General features: G+C 63.2%; 18 protein-coding genes. 8 read left to right on the top strand and 10 right to left on the bottom strand.

Features of this window, described 5'->3' with window-relative positions; translation table 11 throughout:
* Nucleotides 1-2: 2 nt before the first annotated feature.
* Together ACZ5Y5_RS16830 and ACZ5Y5_RS16825 are read right to left on the bottom strand one after the other, a co-directional pair.
* Complete coding sequence (locus ACZ5Y5_RS16830; RefSeq protein WP_464810574.1) at nucleotides 3-1,004, bottom strand: cyclase family protein; 1,002 nt, start codon at nucleotides 1,002-1,004, stop codon at nucleotides 3-5.
* A 45-nt stretch (nucleotides 1,005-1,049) separates the two neighbouring features.
* Nucleotides 1,050-2,009 (bottom strand): NAD-dependent epimerase/dehydratase family protein, encoded by a 960-nt coding sequence (locus tag ACZ5Y5_RS16825; protein ID WP_464810573.1) that lies wholly within the window; start codon nucleotides 2,007-2,009, stop codon nucleotides 1,050-1,052.
* 576 nt (nucleotides 2,010-2,585) lie between these two features.
* Here ACZ5Y5_RS16825 and ACZ5Y5_RS16820 point away from each other — a divergent pair.
* From ACZ5Y5_RS16820 to ACZ5Y5_RS16805, 4 genes are all read left to right on the top strand, one after another.
* A complete protein-coding gene (locus ACZ5Y5_RS16820) occupies nucleotides 2,586-5,141 on the top strand; it encodes a TonB-dependent receptor (protein ID WP_464810572.1) in 2,556 nt (851 codons plus the stop codon).
* Between the two features lie 80 nt (nucleotides 5,142-5,221).
* Nucleotides 5,222-6,592, top strand: a complete 1,371-nt coding sequence (locus tag ACZ5Y5_RS16815; RefSeq protein WP_464809024.1) for an IS1182 family transposase — start codon at nucleotides 5,222-5,224, stop codon at nucleotides 6,590-6,592.
* A gap of 250 nt (nucleotides 6,593-6,842) precedes the next feature.
* On the top strand, nucleotides 6,843-7,922 hold the full coding sequence (locus ACZ5Y5_RS16810) for a hypothetical protein (RefSeq protein ID WP_464810571.1): 1,080 nt from the start codon (nucleotides 6,843-6,845) through the stop codon (nucleotides 7,920-7,922).
* Complete coding sequence (locus ACZ5Y5_RS16805) at nucleotides 7,919-8,416, top strand: lipocalin-like domain-containing protein (protein ID WP_464810570.1); 498 nt, start codon at nucleotides 7,919-7,921, stop codon at nucleotides 8,414-8,416. Before ACZ5Y5_RS16810 ends, ACZ5Y5_RS16805 begins: the two co-directional genes overlap by 4 nt.
* Nucleotides 8,417-8,431: 15 nt before the next feature.
* Here ACZ5Y5_RS16805 and ACZ5Y5_RS16800 read toward each other — a convergent pair whose 3' ends face one another.
* Genes ACZ5Y5_RS16800 through ACZ5Y5_RS16790 form a run of 3 tightly spaced genes read right to left on the bottom strand, consistent with a single transcriptional unit; the run spans nucleotide 8,432 to nucleotide 10,928 of the window.
* Entirely contained in the window at nucleotides 8,432-8,848 is a 417-nt protein-coding gene (locus ACZ5Y5_RS16800; RefSeq protein ID WP_464810569.1) for an NUDIX hydrolase, read from the bottom strand.
* Nucleotides 8,848-9,243, bottom strand: a complete 396-nt coding sequence (locus tag ACZ5Y5_RS16795; protein WP_464810568.1) for a nuclear transport factor 2 family protein — start codon at nucleotides 9,241-9,243, stop codon at nucleotides 8,848-8,850. Before ACZ5Y5_RS16795 ends, ACZ5Y5_RS16800 begins: the two co-directional genes overlap by 1 nt.
* The gene (locus ACZ5Y5_RS16790; RefSeq protein ID WP_464810567.1) at nucleotides 9,240-10,928 is read right to left on the bottom strand and encodes an FAD-binding protein; all 1,689 of its coding nucleotides are present in this window, start codon (nucleotides 10,926-10,928) and stop codon (nucleotides 9,240-9,242) included. The genes ACZ5Y5_RS16795 and ACZ5Y5_RS16790 overlap by 4 nt, the downstream gene beginning before the upstream one ends.
* A 335-nt stretch (nucleotides 10,929-11,263) precedes the next feature.
* On the opposite strand from ACZ5Y5_RS16790, the gene ACZ5Y5_RS16785 reads away from it, so the two are divergent.
* Nucleotides 11,264-13,213, top strand: coding sequence for a flavin-containing monooxygenase (locus tag ACZ5Y5_RS16785; protein ID WP_464810566.1), 1,950 nt, complete (start codon nucleotides 11,264-11,266; stop codon nucleotides 13,211-13,213).
* Between the two features lie 50 nt (nucleotides 13,214-13,263).
* On the opposite strand, the gene ACZ5Y5_RS16780 is transcribed toward ACZ5Y5_RS16785, so the two are convergent.
* From ACZ5Y5_RS16780 to ACZ5Y5_RS16760, 5 genes are all read right to left on the bottom strand, one after another.
* Nucleotides 13,264-13,938 carry an SDR family oxidoreductase gene (locus ACZ5Y5_RS16780; RefSeq protein ID WP_464810565.1) on the bottom strand — a complete coding sequence of 225 codons (675 nt, stop codon included), beginning with the start codon at nucleotides 13,936-13,938 and terminating at the stop codon, nucleotides 13,264-13,266.
* 142 nt (nucleotides 13,939-14,080) lie between these two features.
* The gene (locus ACZ5Y5_RS16775; RefSeq protein ID WP_464810564.1) at nucleotides 14,081-14,935 is read right to left on the bottom strand and encodes an SDR family NAD(P)-dependent oxidoreductase; all 855 of its coding nucleotides are present in this window, start codon (nucleotides 14,933-14,935) and stop codon (nucleotides 14,081-14,083) included.
* A gap of 27 nt (nucleotides 14,936-14,962) precedes the next feature.
* On the bottom strand, nucleotides 14,963-15,757 hold the full coding sequence (locus ACZ5Y5_RS16770; protein WP_464810563.1) for a glucose 1-dehydrogenase: 795 nt from the start codon (nucleotides 15,755-15,757) through the stop codon (nucleotides 14,963-14,965).
* A gap of 27 nt (nucleotides 15,758-15,784) precedes the next feature.
* Nucleotides 15,785-16,729 carry an SDR family NAD(P)-dependent oxidoreductase gene (locus tag ACZ5Y5_RS16765; RefSeq protein WP_464810562.1) on the bottom strand — a complete coding sequence of 315 codons (945 nt, stop codon included), beginning with the start codon at nucleotides 16,727-16,729 and terminating at the stop codon, nucleotides 15,785-15,787.
* Between the two features lie 129 nt (nucleotides 16,730-16,858).
* Nucleotides 16,859-18,451 (bottom strand): GMC family oxidoreductase, encoded by a 1,593-nt coding sequence (locus ACZ5Y5_RS16760; protein WP_464810561.1) that lies wholly within the window; start codon nucleotides 18,449-18,451, stop codon nucleotides 16,859-16,861.
* A gap of 297 nt (nucleotides 18,452-18,748) precedes the next feature.
* Between ACZ5Y5_RS16760 and ACZ5Y5_RS16755 the strand changes: the two genes are divergently transcribed.
* The 3 genes from ACZ5Y5_RS16755 to ACZ5Y5_RS16745 all read left to right on the top strand — a co-directional run bounded on the left by ACZ5Y5_RS16755 (nucleotide 18,749) and on the right by ACZ5Y5_RS16745 (nucleotide 21,288).
* The gene (locus ACZ5Y5_RS16755; RefSeq protein WP_464810560.1) at nucleotides 18,749-19,267 is read left to right on the top strand and encodes an SRPBCC domain-containing protein; all 519 of its coding nucleotides are present in this window, start codon (nucleotides 18,749-18,751) and stop codon (nucleotides 19,265-19,267) included.
* A gap of 6 nt (nucleotides 19,268-19,273) precedes the next feature.
* The gene (locus ACZ5Y5_RS16750; protein ID WP_464810559.1) at nucleotides 19,274-20,194 is read left to right on the top strand and encodes a LysR substrate-binding domain-containing protein; all 921 of its coding nucleotides are present in this window, start codon (nucleotides 19,274-19,276) and stop codon (nucleotides 20,192-20,194) included.
* Between the two features lie 107 nt (nucleotides 20,195-20,301).
* Nucleotides 20,302-21,288: an NADPH:quinone oxidoreductase family protein gene (locus ACZ5Y5_RS16745; protein ID WP_464811635.1), complete on the top strand. Its 987-nt coding sequence runs from the start codon at nucleotides 20,302-20,304 to the stop codon at nucleotides 21,286-21,288.
* Nucleotides 21,289-21,295 lie beyond the last annotated feature (7 nt).

Below are 21,295 nucleotides of genomic sequence, written 5' to 3'. Positions count from 1 at the left end.
GGTCATACTGTGGCGATGGGGGTGACTGGCGAGCCGACGCTGCCGGGCAGGCGCAGCGGCGGCGCGGTGAGCAGGAAAGCGTGGCGTTCCCGTTCGTGCAGCCACTCCGCCAGCTGTTCCAGATACCAAAGCTCGCCAAGGAAGATGCCCTGGCGGAACAGGCAGAGGTCATGGATCGGCAGGCGGATCGGCGGCGGTTCGGGAGAGAGGATGGCGCCCAGCGCTTCGATGGCGACATTGTCGGAGCAGATGGCGACGATGCCGCTGTCAGTGATCCATTGCAGCAGGCTTTCGTCGCTGCCGTCGAGCGCGCAGCCCGCCAGCGCGAGGGGCGTGTCGTCGCCGCGCGCCTCACGGTCAAGGACGAGCCGGTCGAAGCCGGTGTAGAGTAGCAGGAAGTCGCCCGGGCGCACCTCTACCCGCTGCGCATCCATGGCGCGCAGCAGATCGTCGCGGGTAACGGCACGGCTTTCGATGCCGTAGGCGGCTTTCAGATTGACCATCACGCCGCGTCCCTGCACGCCCGCCGTCGCGAGCGTTTCGATGCCGAGCGCGTGGGCGCAGGTCGCGCCCGCCTCCCCAACGGGACCGCTCACGTCCTCGCCCGCGCGAAAGCCGTTATAATAGACGAGTTCCGCGACGCCGTCGCCATCCGCGTCGAAGGCCCGGCCACGGTGCGACAGCGCGTCCCACTGTGTCGAATGCTGGGTGTAGAGCAGCACGCGGTCGTCGCAGGTGGCTTCCTCGCCATCGGGGTCGAGGCGGTTGAACATGCCGCCTTCTTCATCGCAGGCGGCGCTGAGCTGCGGCGGCTGGCGGAAGGGTGCGAAGGGGATAGTGGGGACGTTGAGCGGGAGGCTGAGCGAGAAAGCGATGCCATCGCGCACCTCGGCCATGGCGGCGCGGCGGCGTTCGGGCGTCAACAGGTTCATGCGGCCGATCTGATCGTCCTCGCCAAAGTCGCCCCAGTTGGAGCCTTCGGGCCTGTTCACCCAGCGTGGCATGGCTTTCCTTTCCTCTCCGGTTCTTATCATGTTGAGCGTGGCCGTTCAGGCGCGGGACGGCAAGGGCGTATCGTCCGTTGCAAGCTGGCCGGGGTAAAGCTGCGTCAGCACGCGGCGCAGCCCGTCGCGCCAGCCGACTTGGCATGGCCCGGTGATTGCGAGGCGGCGGCTGTTGTCGACGCCGGAGCCTGGCTGCGCGCCGGGGGCTGGGGTGATCTCGATCCGGGCGGGCTTACCGAGCAACTCACCGGCGAAGGCCGCCATGTCCTGCACGCTCACCATCTCGTCACCGGCCCAGTTGACGATCGTGGCGGGGGCGCTGGCGGCGTCGAGTAGAGAGGCAAGCTGGGCGAACAGGTCGTCGTCATGGATGGGATTATAGGGGCAGGGGTCCGACCGCGTGATCCATGGGCGGCCCTGCGCCACGGCCTGAGCGACCAGGGTGGGAAGGCCGCCGCGCGGGCCGTAGGAAGCGCCCATGCGCGCGATGGTGACGGGAATGTTGAACTCTCGCGCACAATAGCGGACGACGGCCTCCTGCGCGATCTTCGCCACGGAATAGGCGGCCATGCCCGGCAGCATCGCGTCGCCCAGCGGATCATCCTCGCGATAGGCGTGGCAGGGGTCGGGATGCGGCTTATAGACCGAGACAGTGGACATGATGAGCGCAGCCTCGACCCCGCGACAGTGGGATAGGAGAAGGCCGGTGCCTTCGGCATTGATGCTGATGGCGCCATCATAATCGTCGCCCTGCACGGTGGCGGCGAGGTGCAGCAGATGGGTGAAGTCGCGCGGCAGTTCGGAGAAATCCGGCTGGGCAAGGTCGATGGCGAGGGTCCGGATGCCCGCCTCCTCCACTTCGCGCCGTTGTGCGGCATCGGTGAAACGCGCGATGCCCCAGACTTCATTGTCGCGCGCGAGGGCACGGGCGAGCGGGAAGGCGATCTGACCGGCGGGACCGGTGATCAGGATTTTTCGTCCCTGCGGGGATGGGGATGCGGTCATGCTTTTGTCCCTAATCGCGGGGAGACAAGGCCTCTAGAAGGACATGCTTTTCTTCACATCCTCGAAAAACGACAAGGCTGATCCGACTCCCCCGCCGGTGTCGCATATGCGCAACAATCAGGAATTTTTCTACGAATTACAAAGACCAAAACGACATTTAATAATGATTGCCATATTGATTTGCTGGTTCCTCTTCCCTATTCGACCACCAACAACAAGAGCGCAGCACCCGGCGACCGGTTCGGCCTGGGTAGATAGCGCCGTGAGAATTCAGGGAGTGGATGCGTGCTACTGAACAAGATGATGGTTGCGAGCGCACCGAGCCCGGCAGGGCCGGGGACGATTGCGCGCACCGCTGCCGATGAAGGCGCTATTCCAGCTAAGGCGCTGCGCCGCTCAGCTTAGTTAATGATCACCGTTGACCGCGCCAGGCTTAGCGCCTGGGGTCTGCGGCCCTTCCGAATGACGCGCTGAAGACGTCATCGGCAACGAAATAACAAACAAAAAATCTGGAGAGGAAATCCGGCGACGGCAGCGATGCCGCGCGCCTCGCTCAACTGTGCAGGGAGAGTCACAATGTTTTCTGAAATTCGCCGGCGGCAGCGCTTGCCGCTTCTCGCCACCAGCATGATGGCCGGTGTTGCCGTCAATCTGCTCGCGCCCGCCGCCTTCGCCCAGACCGAAGCGCAGCCGCAGGCGGCCGAACAGGGTGGTGGCATTGCCGACATCATCGTTACGGCCAACCGTCGCCAGGAACGCAATCAGGACGTTCCGATCGCCATCACCGCTTTCTCGCCCGACCGGCTGGAGCAGCAGGGCATTGCGAAGGAACAGGACCTGCAGGCCAGCGTCCCCTCGCTGATCGTTGGTCCGAACGGCCAGGGATCGCGTGACGCGCAGTCCTTCACCATCCGCGGCCAGGGCGCGACCTTCCAGGCTTCGCCGGGCGTCGTCGTCTACATGAACGAAGTCCCGCTGCCCGCAGGCATCACGCTAAGCCAGCAGGGCGGCCCAGGCAACTTCGTCGATCTGGAAAATCTTCAGGTTCTGTCAGGTCCGCAGGGCACGCTGTTCGGCCGCAACACGACCGGCGGCGCGGTGCTGCTGGTGCCCAAGAAGCCGACCGACACTTTCGGCGGTTGGATCAAGGGTGAAATCGGCAATTATGACCGCCGCTATGTCGAAGGCGCGGTGAATATTCCGGTCATCGAAGACAAGCTGCTGGTCCGCGTCGTCGGCGCCTTCCACGATCGCGACGGTTACACGCGCGATGTCGTGTGGAACAAGGATCGCGACGACGAACATTGGTATTCGGGCCGCATCGGCATCACCTTCAAGCCGACGGAAACCATCGAAAACTACACGATGATCTATGGCGCGAAGTCGAGCAACAATGGCTCGGGCTTCGTGCATAAGGGCTGGAACATCGAGGGCCTGAAGAGCCTGAGGGATGCACAGGGCAATCCGAGGCCCTTCTGTGTAGAAGGGCCGACCATTCCGGGTGCGGTTGCATCATGCGACGTATATCGCGCCGCTACGGCGCGTGCGGACGCACTAGGCCCCCGCCAGACCGCGCTGGGTGTCGATATCTTCTCGCGCACCAAGACCTGGGGCATCACTAACACGACCGATGTTGAACTGAGTGATGAGCTGACGCTGCGCAACATTGTCAGCTTCCAGAAGCTGAAGCTGGATTATGCTTATGACAGCGACGGTACGGTCCTGCAGCAGCATGACGTCGATCCCAATCGCCTCCCAGCGCCGGGTCAGGTGGTGTTGCCCGGCGACAATACGCCGCTGACCTATTTCAACGAGGCCGATCCCGGCCTTCCACGCGACGACCTGAAGCAGTTCACGGAAGAATTGCAGTTGCAGGGTTCCACGCTGGACAAGCAACTGACTTACACGGTCGGCGGCTTCTATTATGATCAGCGGCCTAGCGGTACGCAGGCGGGCAGCGCCATCGTTTACTGTCCGGCGGCCTTCACCGGCTTCTGCCCGGGCAACTACAGCACCTATGGCACGACGCAGACGTCAAAGGCGCTTTACGCGCAGGCGACGTTTGATTTCGGGGCGGTGTCGCCAGCGCTTGAAGGACTGCGCTTGACCGGCGGCTATCGCCATACCTGGGACAAAATCCGTGGCTATTCCACGGCCTTCCTGCCCGCCGCAGGTGGAACTGCGACTTGCTCATCTACAGGTCAGTCCGTGCCCATCGCGACCGCAGTGGCGGACTGCACCTATACCGCGGAGCTGAACAGCAAGGCTTCGACCTGGCTGATCGGCCTCGATTACAAGGTGATGCGTGATGTGTTGCTGTTCGGGAAGGTCAGCCGTGGTTACAAGGCTGGTGGCTTCAATCAGCAGGCAGTGTTCACCAATACTCGCACCTTCGACCCAGAAACGGTTACGTCCTATGAAGCTGGCTTCAAGGCCGACTTCCGTATTGCCGACGTTCCCTTCCGCTTGAATACCAGCGCCTATCTGCTGGATTACAAGAACATCCAACGGGCAGGTGGCGACTTCAATCCGGCGTCGGGCGCCGGTGGTGCGGTGGTTCGCAACGCCGACGCACGGATCAAGGGTGTAGAGGTGGAAGCTTCGATGCAGCCGTTCCAGGGCTTGGAGATCGGCGGCAACTTCAGCCACACCGACGCGAAGTACAAGAAGTATGAATATACTACACTGACCGGCGGCTTCGGCTGCAACGGCGTCGTCGCGCCGGGTGGCACGGTAGATTTGGCTTGCCTGCCCTTCCAATATGTTTCGCCCTATATCTGGAGCATTCACGCCAATGCCACGGTTCCGGTCGGCGAGGACATGGGTAAGCTGAACTTCTTCGTGAACTATTCGCACACGTCGCGTCAGTACACCGATCCGGGCAATGTGCCCGCATTGCAGCCAGGCGCCTATCTGGAAGCGTTCGGCCTGCTCAACATGTCGCTCGACTGGAACGGCGTTGCTGGCAGCGGATTCGATGTTGGCCTGTTCGTCACCAATGCGACCAACAAGCTCTACCGGATCAGCAACACCAATGTCTTCCAGCAGGGTGGTTTGCTGTATCAGTCCACGCTCTACGGCGAGCCGCGCATGTACGGGCTGCGCCTGAAATATCGCTTCGGCGGCGAATAAAAGAAAGGGCCGGGGAAACCCGGCCCTCAGACTGCTGACAAACCCCTGGCGTGAGCTGGGGGTTTGTGATTCTGTAGGCTATGCTGAGAGAGCCTGGACCTGAGCAGACTGCGCTCGAGATAGTGACACTCGAGGAGTTGGTTCCTGCGGATCACCTGCTGCGCAAGATCGACGCGGTGATTGATTTTTCGTTCATCCACGAGCTGACGGCGTCGCTTTACTGTTCTGACAATGGGCGGCCTGCGCTGGATCCGACACTGATGTTCAAGGCGCTGTTCCTTGGCTATTTGTTTGGGGTTCGCTCGGAACGGCAACTTGTCCGCGAGATCCAGGTCAACGTTGCCTATCGCTGGTTCCTGCGGCTGCGGCTGACCGATGCGGTCTTCGATGCCTCGACGCTGTCGCAGAACCGGCGGCGCCGCTATGGCGACACGAGTGTGGCGCAGGAGATATTCGACCGGATTGTCGAGCAGGCGATCGGCCATGGCCTGGTGGATGGTACCGTGCTGTACACCGACAGCACCCACCTTAAGGCCAACGCCAACAAGAACAAATATGACAAGGCAGTCGTCGCTAAATCGTGCTCGGATTATTGGGAGGCGCTCGACGCCGCGATTACCCAGGAGCGACGGGAACGCGGCCTCAAGCCGCTTAAGCCTAAGGAGCGCAGGGCCGTTGAGGCCGAGACCAAGCTGTCGCGCAGCGATCCGGAGAGCGGCTATATGGTCCGGGACGGCAAGCCCAAGGGCTTTTTCTATCTCGACCACCGCACCGTGGACGGGCGGCTAGGGATCATCACCGATACTTTTGCCACGCCTGCCAATGTGCATGATTCGATCGTCTATCTCGGACGCCTCGACCGGCAGCGCGAGCGCTTCGGCTTTCCTGTCGCGGCGGTGGGGCTCGATGCCGGATACGCCACTGCGGGCATTGCTCAAGGGCTAGAGGAGCGCGGCATTCTTGGTGTCACCGGCTATCGCAACCCGACCCCGCCTAAGCCTGGCATGATGCGCAAGAGCCGCTTCCATTGGGAACCGGACCAGGACAGCTATCGCTGTCCCGAAGGCCAGCTGCTGCCCTATGCCACGACCGATCGCCATGGCTATCGCCACTACAAGTCTGATCCTGCGATCTGCCGGCAATGCCCGCTGCTCGCCTCCTGCACCAGCGCCGCCAAGCCCCAACGCGTCATCACCCGCCATGTCTGGCAGGACGCCAGGGACCGATGCGAGGGCCATCGTCTCACCCCCTGGGGTAAGGCCGTCTACAAGCGCCGCAAGGAAACCGTCGAGCGCTCCTTCGCCGACGCCAAGCAGCTACATGGTCACCGTTATGCGCGCTTCCGAGGCCGAATAAGGGTCGCTTGCCAGTGCCTCCTCGCCGCAGCCGCCCAGAACATCAAGAAGATCGCCCTCGCCCTGACCCGCCAGCCAAACCCCCGCCCGGCTTGAACAAGATCGCCCACCGCCATTCTCACAAAACCAGCACCGCAAAATCTTCAAAAGAAAACCCCGCCGCAATAACGACGGGGTTTGTCAGCAGTCTGAGGGCCGGGGAAACCCGGCCCTTTTTCTTTCCGGTCAGGCGGAAGGTTGCATGTGCGGTGGGCTGGCGGCTGGCGGTCGCCTGGCCATGATGCCATCATCCTTTCCCAGGGCCTCGCACCGGCGGCCAATAGCCGGGCACGGAGAGGAGGACGAGGTGGCAAGCATCGCAACCGGTACGGCCGCGGACATGCGGCCAGTCGCGCCGCCCATTCAGATCGACAATGTCTATACGCCCGCGCAGCACGCTATGCTGATGGACATGATCCGCGACTATGGTCCCTGGCCAATGGTGACCAAGGGACGATTCCAGAATGTCGAGCAGATCGCGGCTTCGACGACCGGCCGTATCCAGCCCAACATGTCCATGGACCATTTCATCGTCGCGCAGTTTCGCGGCTGGGTCGCGAGCCATGGGACCAGCTATTATACCGAACTGGACGACATATTCTTCGACCCCAAACTGCGCGCCCATGCGCGGGCCTATTGGGGCGCGGAACTGGCGCGGCCGACCTTCATGTATTTCAGTCTTTCAGGGCCGTTCGAGGCGACCGATCCCGGCCACATAGACGGCGTGACTTTCCGCGGCATCCGGAAGGAAAATGCGCCGCTGTGGATCATGTCGCTGATGGGCAAGTCGGGGTTGTTCGACCGGTGGATGGTGAAGATGACGCAGGTCGTCGCATGGTGGTGCAAATGCCCGACCGGCGGCTTTACCTATTGGCCGGACGGGATTGCGGGACAGCCGCAGCGTGTCACCGCGCCGATGTGGAACAAGGGCCTGATCTGCCAGAATGAGCGCATGTATCACCGGCCCGAGTCAAATGGTCCGCCCGAGCGGCGCATCTATGAAGGGCTGACGTTCGACACGGAGTTGGGCGTCGATCCGGATGACCGCGACCGCTGGCTGATGAAGACGGGGGACGCCGTCAACGCGGTGCTGCATACGGACGACCTGCGGTTGATGCTGCATTGGAATGCGGAGGTCTATCATGACCTGGATGACCTTAAGCTCCATTCCGATCATCGCGACGACCTGACCCACGACATGGTTGCGGAGATTTTCATGGCCGACCTGCGGCGGCGGGGCATATCCTTTGATCCGCCGTCCGACCCCTATAATGACATGGCCTTCATTGGGGTGCTGAACGATGCCTATAATCCGGGGCGGCCGCAACATTATCCGCCCGGGACCAAGCCGCTGTCGCTGATCCGGCGGGAAGAGGCCAAGGCATGAGCGGCCTGCCAGAGAGACTGACCCCACCCGAGATGAGCGCAGCGCAAGCCTTCGCTGCCTTTACCGGCGGATGGCAGCTGGTGCTGTGGACGACCTTTCATGCGGACGGGACGAAGGATTATCCCTTCGGCACCGACGCCATCGGCCAGATCATGTATAGCGCCGATGGCCATATGAGTTGCCACCTGATGCGGACCGACCGGCCACTGTTCGGGAAGCCCAGCGTCTATCAGGTGAGCGACGAGGAACTTGGCGCGTCGATGCGTGGCTATAGCGGCTATTTCGGCCGCTATTCGATCGATGCCATGGCGGGCGTCATCACTCATCATGTCGATGGCGCCTGGTATCCCGACTGGATCGGTTCCGAACAGCCGCGCCGTTATGCCTTTTCCGGAGACCGGCTGTTTCTGGAGGCGGAGATCGGCACGGATTTGGTGCGGATCGAATGGCGGCGGGTGGTGACGGATGAAGCGAGGCGGCTGAACGGCGTCTGACAGCAAGCCGAGCAGCTAGGCGCGCATCCTCGACGCGAGTGGAAGGACATGGGTTCGCGTGAGCGGCGCGAGGGGCATGGGCTCTGCTTCGAGCAGATCGACCCAGACGGCTTCCTCAATCTCCGCGCCGACGGCGAGGGGCGGGCGGACGCGGACATGGAATATGTCCGCTTGCACGACATGGCCTGCTTCATTGGCGGCGGGTGAGGAAAATTGGCCGATGTAGCGGGCTTCGTCCTCCTGCAACGCCAGGCCCACTTCTTCGAGCAGTTCGCGTTGCAGAGCGCGGAAGGGGGTTTCGCCCGGTTCGATCTTGCCACCCGCCTGCATGAACCAGGGCGTCCCGGCTTTGCGGACCAGCAGCATGCGGCCGCTGTCGTCGTCGATCAGCGCGGCGGCGATGCGGATCGTCGGTGCGGCGGCGGTACTCATCAGCCGCGCAGGGCCGCCATCATCCGCGCCGCCAGCGCTTCGGGCACGCGCAGGGGGTTCAGATGTTCGGCGACGGAGGCGATGCGGCCCTCCCGAAAGCTGAAGATGAAGGCATAGTCGTTGGTGTAGAGTTGATCGCCGTCGAAGACGCCCTCGGACCGGACTTGCGCTGCGGCGCGGTCCGCTTCGGCGATGATGGCGTCGATGTCAAAGGCAAGTCCGGCCGGGAAGACGGACTTCAGCATCTGCGGCACGGCGCGGTACAGGGACGCATCCATCTTACCCGAGGCGGTGGTCCAGCACGTCAGGTCCGGGGCGAAGAGATCGTCCGGAAAGGCTCCGGCGGTAAGTCCTTCGAAAAAGCGAATCACTTGCCGCCGGTTGTCTTCGATCATGCGTTGGCCCCGGTCATGTGGCGGGCGGCGACATAGCCGAAGGTCATGGCCGGGCCGATCGTGACGCCAGCGCCGGGGTAGCTTTCGCCCATGGCGGACGCAGCATTGTTGCCGACCGCGTAAAGGCCCGTGATCGGCTCGCCGCTATCATCCAGCACCTGCGCCTTGGCATTGGTGAGCAGGCCGCCATTGGTGCCGATATCGCCGGGGTAGATGGGCAGGGCGTAGAAGGGGCCCTTGTCGAGCGGGCGCAGGCAGGGGTTGGGGCCGTGCCGGAAATCGCCATACATTTTGTCGTAGGCCGCTTCGCCACGGTGGAATTCAGGGTCTTCGCCCTTAGCCGCGTGGGTGTTGAAGCGGGCAATCGTTTCGGACAGCGCTGCCGGATCGACGCCGATCTTGCGCGCCAATTCCTCGATCGAGCGGCCCTGCTTCAGAATGCTGCGCACGCCCTTATTATGCAGGAAGGTGGGCATCAGCGGGTAGAGCGGCCCCATCGGGAATTTGTGGCGATAGGCGTGGTCGAAGATCATCCAGCTGGGATTGGCGTCGCCATGTTCGGCATCGCGCCGCGCCATCTGCTGCCCGACGATGTGATAGGAAGCGGCTTCGTTCAGGTAACGCTTGCCGCCCTGGTTCACCATGATGCAGCCCGGCAGTGCGCGTTCGATGGTGCAAAGCCGCCCGCGATCTTCGCCGGGGACGTAGAAAACCGGCGCTGCCCACGCCGATTGGAGGTTCAATGTGCTTGCACCGATCGCCTCGCCGGCCCGGATGCTGTCGCCGGTATTGCTGGTAACGCCGCCTGAATATTGGGCAGTGGGGTAGAGCGGTGCGTTGGCGTTGCGCATCGTCTGGTTCTTGTCGAACCCGCCCGCTGCCAGCACCACGCCCTTGCGAACGCCGATGCGGTAGGGCTTGCCGTCCTTTTCGACAATCGCGCCGGTCACGCGATCGCCTTCGCGCACCAGGTCGATCAGCGGCGTGTTCCGCCAGAGCGGCACGCCCATCTTGTTCAGCGACATGCGCAGGCCGCCGGTCAGCGCATTGCCCAGCGTCAGGCGACGGTCCTTGCGCGAGGTCAGGCGGAAGGGGAGATCGAGCCAGTAGCGCGCCATGCTGATGGCCAGGTTCTTCATCCAGCCCTTCGTGCGGTAGAGAAGTTCGCTGGTTTCGGTGAAGTGCCAGTTGATATAACCGAACAGGCTGGCCGCAGGAGATGCGAAGCGCAGCGAGCGGACCTCGTTGCCGAGCGGCTTTCCGCTGATCGGCAGGGGCAGGTGGGTGCGGTAGCCCTGCGCCGAGCCACCGGGATTTTCCGCATGATAATCGGGATAGGGGAAGGCCATATATTGGACCGGCGTGTTCGCCATGACCCAGCGCAGCATGGGGGCGGCATTGTCGACGAAGGCGCGGATATTTTCGTCCGGAACATTGTCGGCCGACAGCGCGCGCAGATAGGTGAAGGCGTCGTCCAGATTATCCTCAAAGCCCGCGGCCTTCGCCACGTCGCTGCCGGGAATCCAGATGCCGCCGCCCGAGGTGGCCGACGTGCCGCCCCACAGGTCAGCCTTCTCCACGATCAGCACATCGGCACGGTTATGCGCGCCGACCAGGCCAGCAAGCAGACCGCCCGCGCCCGACCCGACCACGAGGATATCGACTTCCTTATCCCAATTACTCATTACAGCCCCATTCCGGTACGGATGTTTCCACGCGGGCGGCGGGGCACGCCAAGCTAATAGCCGGTGCGCCGTTCCCCTCCCGCAAACTTCACGCGAACTGTGACCTCCCACGCCATAATGTCAACTTCTTGCGTAGGAAGTTGGGGATTTTAGGATGCAGCAGGGGCTATTTCCGCCCTTGCCCGAACATAGTCCCGCAAGACGATGAATGGGACGGGCCGATGGTGAAACTGACGCCGCCGGTCCTCACTCTTCCTCCTATCCGGATCGGTGCGGTTGGACGTTGCTGCCGTCACGACGGGCTCTTAGCCCAGGCAGCGTAAGGAGAGAGATTGATGACCGTGACGCTGACCCGAGAACAGGAACTGCCCCTTGCCGATGACCAGGCGCTGCACGCTGCGCTGGCGGCGGCTGACCTGCCGACGCTGCTGATGACCTATGTGCATCTGAGCCGCGACATGGCCCTGCTGGACCGGTTTCAGCCGCACATTCATTCGCTGAGTTCGGGCAAGCGCACCGATATTCCCGAGGATCTTGCCGCCGAACTGCGCGAGAAGATGCGGGCGTTGCTGACGAGCCGGGGGAAAGCGGACCTCTCCATTCCTGAACCTGAACTGCTGCAGCGCATCATGAGCGTCGGCATGGGCGAGCCGGTTTCGGAAGAGTTCATTCCGCTGCTGCTCGAACAATCGGGTCTGGGCCCGCAGCATGACCGTTCGCACCGCCCCGCACGCCAGCAGATCCCGCAGGGGTTCAAGGTGCTGATCATCGGCGCGGGAATCAGCGGACTTGCCGCGGCCATCAAGCTGAAGGAAGGCGGCTATGATTTCGAGGTGATCGAGAAGAACCCCGAGGTCGGCGGTACATGGTGGGTGGCGCGCTATCCGGGTGCGGGCGTCGATACGCCGAGCCATTTCTATTCCTATTCCTTTGCGCTCAATCCGGAATGGTCCACCTATCGCCCGCGCGGGCGCGAGATGCTCGATTATCTGATCCGCGCGTCGCACAGCTATGGGGTGCGCGACCATATCCATTTCGAAACCGAAGTTCTCGGCATGCGCTGGATCGAAGCGGATCAGGTGTGGGAGGTTGAACTCAACGACAAGCATGGCGGCAAGTCCACGGTGCGGGCAAATGCCGTCATCAACGCGCATGGACGGCTGAGCCGCTGGGTTTGGCCGAAGATCGAAGGGCTGAAGGACTTTGAAGGGCCGCTGGTCCACACCGCTGAGTGGGATCCGGACCTGGACCTGAAGGGCAAGCGGGTCGCGATGGTCGGCACGGGCGCGAGCGCAGCGCAATGCGGCCCGGCGATCGTCGATGACGTCGAGCATCTCACCGTCTTCATGCGGTCCGGCCATTGGGTGGTGCCAAGCGAATGGGCGGCCGCCAAGGTGCCCGAAGGCGTGCAATGGGCGATGCGGCACATCCCCTTCTATCTCGCCTGGTTCCGCTTCGGCATTTACTGGACCGGATCGGATGGGCTTTATTCCAACCTGATCAAAGACCCCGAATGGCCCGCCGACAGCCCGTCCGTTTCGCTGGTCAACGAACGGCTGCGGAAGTTCTGCATGGCCAATCTGGAGGCGAAGTTGGGCGATCGGCCGGACCTGATGGAAAAGCTGACGCCGGATTGCCCGGTATTTTCCAAGCGGATCGTCATGGACACTAACTGGCTCACCATGTTCCGCCGCGACAATGTGACGCTCGAAACGGCGGGGATCGAGCGGATACTGCCCGGTGCGATCCGCACCGTCGATGGCGCCGAACATCCGGTCGATGCCATCATCCTGGCGACCGGCTATGATGTGGCGCGCATGGCGGGATGGCTGGACATCGTCGGGCGCGGTGGCGTCAATCTGCGGGATCTATGGGGCGATGAAGACCCGGTCGGCTATTTCGGACTGATGGTGCCGGGCTTCCCCAATTATTTCCACATCATGGGTCCCAATGCGGGTCCCAATCATGGCGCGGGCGTCAACCTGATGGCGGAGGCGCAGGTGCATTATATCCTGGAGTGCCTGGATCATCTGGTGGAAACCGGTGCGAGCGCGATGGAGCCGACGGAAGACGCCAACGCCGCGTTCAATGATCTGGTACAGGGCCAGATGCCCAAGATGATCTGGACCCATCCCAAGGCCAACAGCTATTACAAGAACAGCAAGGGCCGGGTGATCGGCTCCTGGCCGTTTCGCCTGCTCGACTATTGGAATGAGTCTCGCGAGCCCAAGCTCGACGATTTCCTGATCCATGAGAAGGCGACTGCGGAAGAGACAGCCGCCTGATCCCGGCGATAAGTGGGTGGGGACGTATCCCCGCCCGCTTATCGGAAAGGTCAGACGCGGCCGGTGACAGGGATGCACGCGCCTGTGATGGCGGATGCGCCATCGGACAGCAGGAAGGCGATGACGCTCGCGATCTGCGCGGGCGAAACCCAGCGGGCGAAATCGGCGCTGGCCATGTCGGCCCGATTGGCTGGCGTGTCGATGATCGAGGGCAGAACGGCGTTGACGCGCACGCCATTGTCCTTTTCTTCCTCCGCCAAGGCTTCGGTCAGCTTGGCGATGCCCGCCTTGCTCGCGGCATAGGCGCCCATGCCAGCTGCCGCCTTGATCGCGGAGGCCGCGCCGATGCTGACCACGGACCCACCGCCGTCACGAAGGGAGGGCAGCGCCGCCCGTACCGCATTGACCGCGGTGCGCAGGTTGATGTCGAACATCGTGGCCCAAGTGGCGATGTCGCCATCCCCGATGGTTTCCCAGCGGAAAGTGCCCGCGACATTGACGAGCGCTCCCAACGGGCCGCCCGCGCCGATCGCCTCGTCAATCGCTGCGGAGGCGGCCGCAGGATCGGTGAGATCGACGTTGCCCAGATAGGCGCCAGTACCCGCTGTGCCAGGGTCCGGCGCGCGGTCGATGCCGGTCACCTTGTGCCCAGCCTCTTCCAACGCTTTCGTCACGGCTTGGCCCAGCACGCCTGCCGCGCCAGTCACGATCACGTGGGTCTTCATCTCACCTTCTCCTAGCTATGTTGCGAACCTCTGATCCCGCATTGGCGGCCTTTTCGCATTCGGGAAAAGTCGGAGATACAGAAGGGCGGAAAGTGGCCGTTTGGAGGGGAGCCGGGCGGGGGACACCCGCCCGGCCATCTCGTCAGATGCCGAGCAAGGCGCGCTGCTGCTCGCCCAGTTCGGGATTGCTCTGGCTCTGGAAGAAGGCGATCCGCCCTGCAAGCGACTGTTCGGTCATGTCCGGCTGGCTGGAGATCCAGAATTTGCGGGCGGCCATGCCTTCGACGAAGACGCGGCAGCCTTCGTCCAGGTCCATACCGTAATTGGCCATCATATGCGCCATGGTCGCACGGTGGCCTGCGGCGCTTTCCGGCTCGCCCACGCCTGCTTCCGCGTCGAAGATGCTGGTTTTCAGCATGCCCGGAATGATCGAGCAGACGTTGATCGGCGCCTTGGCGACCTGCATTTCCAGATAGAGGCACTCGCTGAACGACTGGATCGCGTGCTTGCTCATGATGTAGGCGGTCTGCGTCGGCATCTGGCCGAACGAGCCGACGGAGGCGAGGTTGGCGATCCAGGCTTCCTGGCCCACGCGCAGCATGTGCGGCACGAAGGCGCGTACGCCATGGACGACGCCATGGATGTTGACGTTGAGCGTCGTTTCCCAGCGGGCGGTCGGAATTTCCCAGACATTGCCGATGGTTTCGATACCGGCATTGTTGATCAGCAGGCGGACCGCGCCATGGCGGTCGAACACGTCCTGCGCAAGGGCGTCGAGCGCTTCGGGCTTGGACACGTCAAGCTGGATAGCCTCCGCCTTGCCGCCCGCCGCGACGATTTCGGCGGCGACCTTGTCGGCGCGGGCCTTGTCGATGTCGGTGACGACGACGGTCATGCCGATCTGGCCGCAGCGGCGGGCGAGGCCCATGCCGATACCCGCGCCAGCGCCGGTGATGACGGCCACGCCGCCTGAAAAGGCCTTTTCTTCTTCAGTCATGTTCATGCTTCTCCGTAAGGGAAGTGATTAGATCGATGTCAGCGATGCCGGAGCAGCGGGCAGATAGTGGTGGTAATAGCCGGCCGTCCAACCGCCATCGACCGCAAGTTCAGCGCCGCAGATGTAGCTGGCTTCGTCCGAGCAAAGGAAGAGGCTGGCGGCGGCGATTTCCTCGGGCTCGCCGATCCGCTGCAACGGTACGCGTTCATAGCCGTAGTTCTTCGCGTCGCCCTCCAGTGCCTGGGGATTGCCCATCACCGTGTTCACGCCGCCGGGATGCACCGAATTGACCCGCACGCCCTGATGGCCGAACTCCATCGCCGCGCTCTTGGTAAAGCCGCGCACCGCCCATTTGGAACTGCTGTAGAGAGACACCGAGTTGACGCCGCGCAGGCCGTCCACCGACGATATGTTGACGATGGCCCCGCGTCCAGCAGCACACATTTTCGCGCCGACATGCTTTATTCCCAGCATCGTGCCCTTGACGTTGATGCCCAGGACGCGGTCAATCTCTGCAACGGTCAAGTCGGTGATCGGGCCGAACGCCACGACCGCCGCATTGTTGACCAGCGCATCGATCCGGCCATGGCGGGCGATGACGGCATCGACCAGCGCGGTCCAGCTGCCTTCGTCCGACACGTCGAGCCGCTGGAACATCGCAGCTTCGCCAAGATCGGCGGCCAGTGCCTGGCCTTCTGCCTCCAGCACGTCGGCGATGATGACCTTTGCGCCTTCGCGGGCGAACAGGCGCACCGTTGCTTCACCCATGCCGCGCGCGCCACCGGTGATGATGGCGACCTTGTCCTGCAACCTTCCGGTCATTTTACCTGCTTTCCTTGTTGAACTGACTTATTTGATGAAGGCCTTGAACGCTTCCCATGGCACATCCGATGTGTAGAGGGCAGCTTCGTCCATCGATCCTTCAGGAATGTGGAAGCCGCTCGTGTCCATCACCTTGTCAAATTGTGCAAGGGCCGTTTCGGGCGTCCAATCCTTATCCGTGGCGCGATAGCCCTGGGTAACGCCCGCGAACACGCGGGTGTAGCCGCCGCCGCCCGCCGTGAACATCTCGCCATTGCAGGGCGCGCTGTCATGCGCGAGCATCGCGACGACCGGGGCGACGGCGCGGGCGGGGAAATCGCGTTCCATGAGGCCGTGAATTTCGGGGCCCATGAGCTGGGTCATGCGGCTTCCCGCGATCGGCATGATTGCGTTGATCTTCACATTCTTGCCCAGCGCGCGGGTCGCGGCGGCGAGTGAGCGGGTCATCGCCCACACCGCACCCTTGGCGGCCGGGTAGGGCACCCCGCTGCCCATGCCGAACCAGGAACCGGACGAGATGTTGACGATCCGCCCGAAGTCGCGGTCCAGCATGCCTTCCCAGACTGCGCGGCAGAGGTAGAAAGTGCCGCTGGCCGACACGGCCATGTCCTTTTCCCATTCTTCGTCCGTGACCGTGTCGAGGGTGCCGGACGCGCCGACAATGCCCGCATTGTTGACCAATATGTCGACCCGGCCCCAGCGCCTCAGCGCATCCTGCACGATGGCGTTGGCGCCGGCCGAGGTCGCCACACTGTCCCCATTGGGTTCTGCAATGCCGCCTGCGTCCCGGATTTCCCGCGCCGCTGCTTCGGCATAGCCGCCATCCCGGCCTTCGCCCTGGAAGTTGCCGCCGAGGTCGTTGACCAGCACCTTGGCCCCGCGCTTCGCGAGCAGCGAGGCATAGGCTTTGCCAAGACCGCCGCCAGCCCCTGTAACGATGGCCACCTTGTCGTCGAAACGTAGATCAGACATTCGCCTCTCCTATGTCATTCTTTCGCGCGGAAGGTTGCGAATCCAAACGCTGAGGTAAAGCCCTTACGCCGGGAGCGCCCATATGGCTGGTCGCTGAGCGATCTTCCCGCATGCGATCTGGCGATCCCTTCAAGCCTTCAGGATCATGTCGGCCGCCTTTTCGGCGACCATCATGGTCGGGACGTTGGTGTTCCCACCCGGCACGCGCGGCATGACGGAGGCGTCAACGACACGCAGCCCGGCGACGCCACGGACACGCAATTGCGGATCGACGACGGCCATGGGATCATGTCCCATGCGGCAGGTGCCGACGGCGTGAATGTCGGAAACCGCGGTCTCACGCAGATATGCGTCCAGTTCGTCATCGGACTGGATGCTGGCGCCGGGCGCGAGTTCTTCGCCACGGAAGGGGTCGAATGGGCTCTGCGCGAAGATGTTGCGCACGGCCCGGATCGCGGCCCGGCCCATCGCCATGTCGTTGGCGGTGGACAGGATGTTGGGATCGATCGACAGGGGCGCGGAGGCGTCCGGGCCGGTCAGCTTGATCTCGCCCACGCTTTCGGGGTTCAGCAGGTCGATATGCGCGAAATAGCCATGCTCCATGATGAGCTTGCGGCCCATCGCTTCATAGAGAGCCATGGCAAAATGCACCTTCACATCGGGATATTCCGCGCCCGGCATGGTCTTGAGATACGCGCCGATTTCGGCAGGCGGGTTGGCGAGCGGTCCCTTGCGGAACAGCAGGAAGTTCGCGACCGCCTTCGCCGCGACCAGCGGGTGGAACACGTTGAAGAGCGATACGGGCTGCGTGCAATATTGCTTCACGCTGACCGCCACATGGTCGCGGTAATTCTGCCCGACGCCCGGCAGGTGATGGACGACCGGCGCGCCCACCTGGCGCAAATGATCGCCGTCGCCGATACCGGAAAGCATGAGGATCCACGGCGAATGGATTGAACCTGCCGACAGGATCACCTCGCGTGATGCGCTGGCCTGTTCGAGCTGCCCCGCGCGCCGCCAGCTGACGCCGGTGGCGCGGCCATTTTCCACGATCACGCGCTCTACATGCGCGCCGGTGATGACGCGCAGGTTCGGACGGCGCAGTGCAGGTTTCAGATAAGCGCGCGCGGCGCTCCAGCGATAGCCCGCCGAAGCCGTGACGTCGGCGGGCACGACGCCCTCCCGCTGCGACCCGCTGGGATCGTCATTATAAGGCACGCCAGCAGCGACCGCCGCATCGCGGAAAGCCTTTGCCAGCGGATTATGGATGCCGGGCCGGGTGACGACCACCGGGCCGCCGCGTCCATGATAAGATTCCTCGCCGCCCGACTGGAAATCCTCCAGCTTCTTGAAATAGGGGAGCACATCGTCATAGCTCCACCCTTCATTGCCGAGTTGCCGCCAGCCGTCATAATCGCCAGCCGCGCCGCGATCATAGACCATGCCGTTGATCGATGACGACCCGCCCAACACTTTGCCGCGCGGCGTATACATCTGCCGCCCGCCGGCATGGGTCTGGGGGACGCTGACGTGCATCCACTGGAACATGCCGCGATACATGATGGGCAGCAGACCGCCTGGCGCATGGATGAAGACGCTATTGTCCTTGCCGCCCGCCTCAAGCAGCAGCACGCGGTTGCGCGGATTTTCCGAGAGGCGTCCGGCGAGCACGCATCCGGCAGACCCGCCGCCCGCGATGATGAAGTCGTAAGTGTCGGCCATCTTCTCTCCCGCGCGGCAAGCGCGCGTCTGTTTCTGCTTGTCGCATGTCAGCACGGCCGGACTCGGCGATAGGGTGCCTGTGTGACGTCTTGCGTGCTGAATTGGTCAATATGATACGCAGGTCAAGCCTGATATGCCGCTGTTGATGACATTGACCCGCGACCTACCCATGCTATGCTTTACGCAAAGAAGCGGGCGAGATGCTCCGGTTCACAGCATTTGCGTGGTCCCGCCTGCCGGTCATACACGCCGCGCCGCCCATTGCGGCAGGCGGTTGCACAAGCCAAGGAGAAGAGGATGTCTGTAGAGAGCCCGACCGTGGAACGGTTCGATCCGTTCGCGATCTATGACCCGGCAACATTGGTTGCTTCTGATCCGGTCGAGATCGATGCGCCCGCCATGGTCGTCTGGAATATTCTGACCGATATGGCTCGTTATGGCGAATGGAACCCTTTTTGCGTGTGGGCGGAATCGACGCTGGAAATGGGCGCGCCGGTCTATATGCGGCTGGTCAACTACGCCAACCCGGGGTCGCTCGCGCCCAATTGCGAATATGTCTGCGCCTTTGAGCCGGGCCGGTTGCTGTCCTGGGAACTGCCCGACAATGAAGCCTGGCCCTATCCCGCCCGCCGCGATCAGATCATCGAAGAGCTGGGTCCGGAAAAGTGCCGCTATCAATCGACGGACGCCTTCACCGGCCCCAACGGCATCCATGTCATGCGCTTCTGCGGCGAGTGGGTGACGCGTGCCTTCAATGACAGCGCGAAGGCGCTGAAGGCACGGGCCGAGGCGATGCACCGGGGCGAGCTGCGTTAGGAGCCGGTGCGGATAACATTACGCCAGATCGCGGTTTTCGAAGCCGTCGCCCGCACCGGCAGCGTGGCGGGCGCGGCGGAGGAAATCGGCCTTAGTCCTTCGGCGGCGAGCATGTCGCTGAAGGATCTGGAAACGCATCTGGGCGTCGAGCTGTTCGCCCGGTCGGGACGGCGCATGTTGCTCACCGATCGGGGCCGCCCGATGCTGGAAATGGCGCGCGGCATATTGGTGCAGGTGGCCGACATGGAGTCGCTGTCCCTGCCGGAGGAGGTGCGTGGACGGCTGCGCATCGGCGCGGCCGTGCCGGTGGGCGATTATGTGCTGCCGCGTCTGTGCGCCGCCTTCATGCGCCGCCATCCCGGCGTTCGCGTCGAAATGCGCATCATGCCGTCGCACGAGGTGATGGAGGGGGTGCGCAACATGGCGCTGGACGTCGGCTTCGTCGGCGCCCCCGTCAACAGCAGCTATCTGGAGGCCGAACCCTGGCTGCGGGACAGGCTGGTGGTGTGCGCGGCTCCGGACCATCCGCTCGCCGGGCGCGCGACCGTGCCGCTGGCGGAACTGGCGGACCACCCCTGGGCGCTGGAAAAGACATTGTCGAGCGAGCGCATATCTTTCACGGTCGAAGCGCTGAAATCATTGAACTCGCTCAACATCGTGTTCGAAGGCGAGAGCGTCGAGGCGATCAAACGCATTGTTGGCGAGGGGGCCGTGCTGGCCTGCCTGTCCAGCCTGACCGTGGCTGACGAGATTGCGCGCGGCGAGTTGGTGGAGTTGCCCGTTCCCGAACTGCACTTCACTCGCATCGTCAGCTTGGTCAGCCGTCGCGACACCGAGCAGCCCCATGCCTGCCGCGCCTTCCGGGATTTTGCGCGGGAGATGGGCGAGGAATGGGTAAATCAGGAAAATCGCGCTTCCGCTTCCTGATCCATCAGTTTTTCTGACGCTATGTGTCGGAATTTCGAAATGGTAGCATGGCCGAACAAAGCCTAGTCAAGGGCTGCATGCCGGTTGGCGTGACTTGGGAGAGTGATGTGAAAGCCATGATCTGTGAGGCGTTCGCGCCGGTTGAAGACCTTCGTCATGGCGAATTTCCCGCGCCCGAAGCCGGGCCAGGCGAAGTGGTGATCGATGTGGTCGCGGCTGGGGTCAACTATCCCGACGTCCTGATCGTGCAGGGAAAATATCAGACGAAGCCGCCCTTGCCCTTCGTGCCTGGCAGCGAGGCCGCGGGACATGTCGCTGACGGGGGTGAGGGCGTTGAAGGCTTCGCACTTGGCGACCGGGTGATTGCCTTTACCGGCAGCGGTGCGTTCGCCGAACAGGTGCGCGTGCCTGCGACTCAAGTCTGGCCCGTGCCGGAGGGAGTTGATCTGGAAGTCGCGTCAGGCATCGCCATCACCTATGGCACATCCTACCATGCGCTGAAGGACCGCGCGAACATCCAGCCGGGCGAAACGCTGCTGGTGCTTGGCGCGGGTGGGGGCGTTGGCCTGACCGCCGTGGAACTCGGCAAGCGCATGGGCGCGCGGGTGATCGCCGCCGCGTCGAGCGCGGACAAGCTGGCGCTGGCGAAGGCGCAGGGCGCGGACGAGTTGATCGACTATGCCCAGGAGGATTTGCGCGAACGGGTCAAGGCGCTGACGGACGGCAAGGGCGTCGATGTCGTCTATGATCCGGTGGGTGGACCCATGAACCTGACGGCGGTGAAGAGCCTCGCTTGGGGCGGTCGCCTGCTGATCATCGGTTTTGCTGGCGGAGATATCCCGTCGATCCCCGCCAATCTGCTGCTTCTGAAAAGCGCGTCGGCCGTCGGCGTCCTGTGGGGCAATAGCGTCCGCGCCGACCCGGTGGCGCATGGCGCGAACATGCGTCAGCTGCTCAGTTGGCTGGCGGAAGGCTCTTTGAAGCCCGTCATCGATACCCGTTTCGCCCTGCCGGACGCAGTGGCCGCGCTCCAGCATCTCGAGAAACGCAAGGTCAAGGGCAAGGTGCTCCTGACCGTCGCACCCGCATCCTGAACAGGAA

The sequence above is a fragment of the Sphingobium sp. TomTYG65 genome (assembly GCF_055395525.1).
The sequence above is the reverse complement of the archived record's forward strand: the minus strand, read 5'-3'. Positions and strand labels throughout refer to the sequence as shown.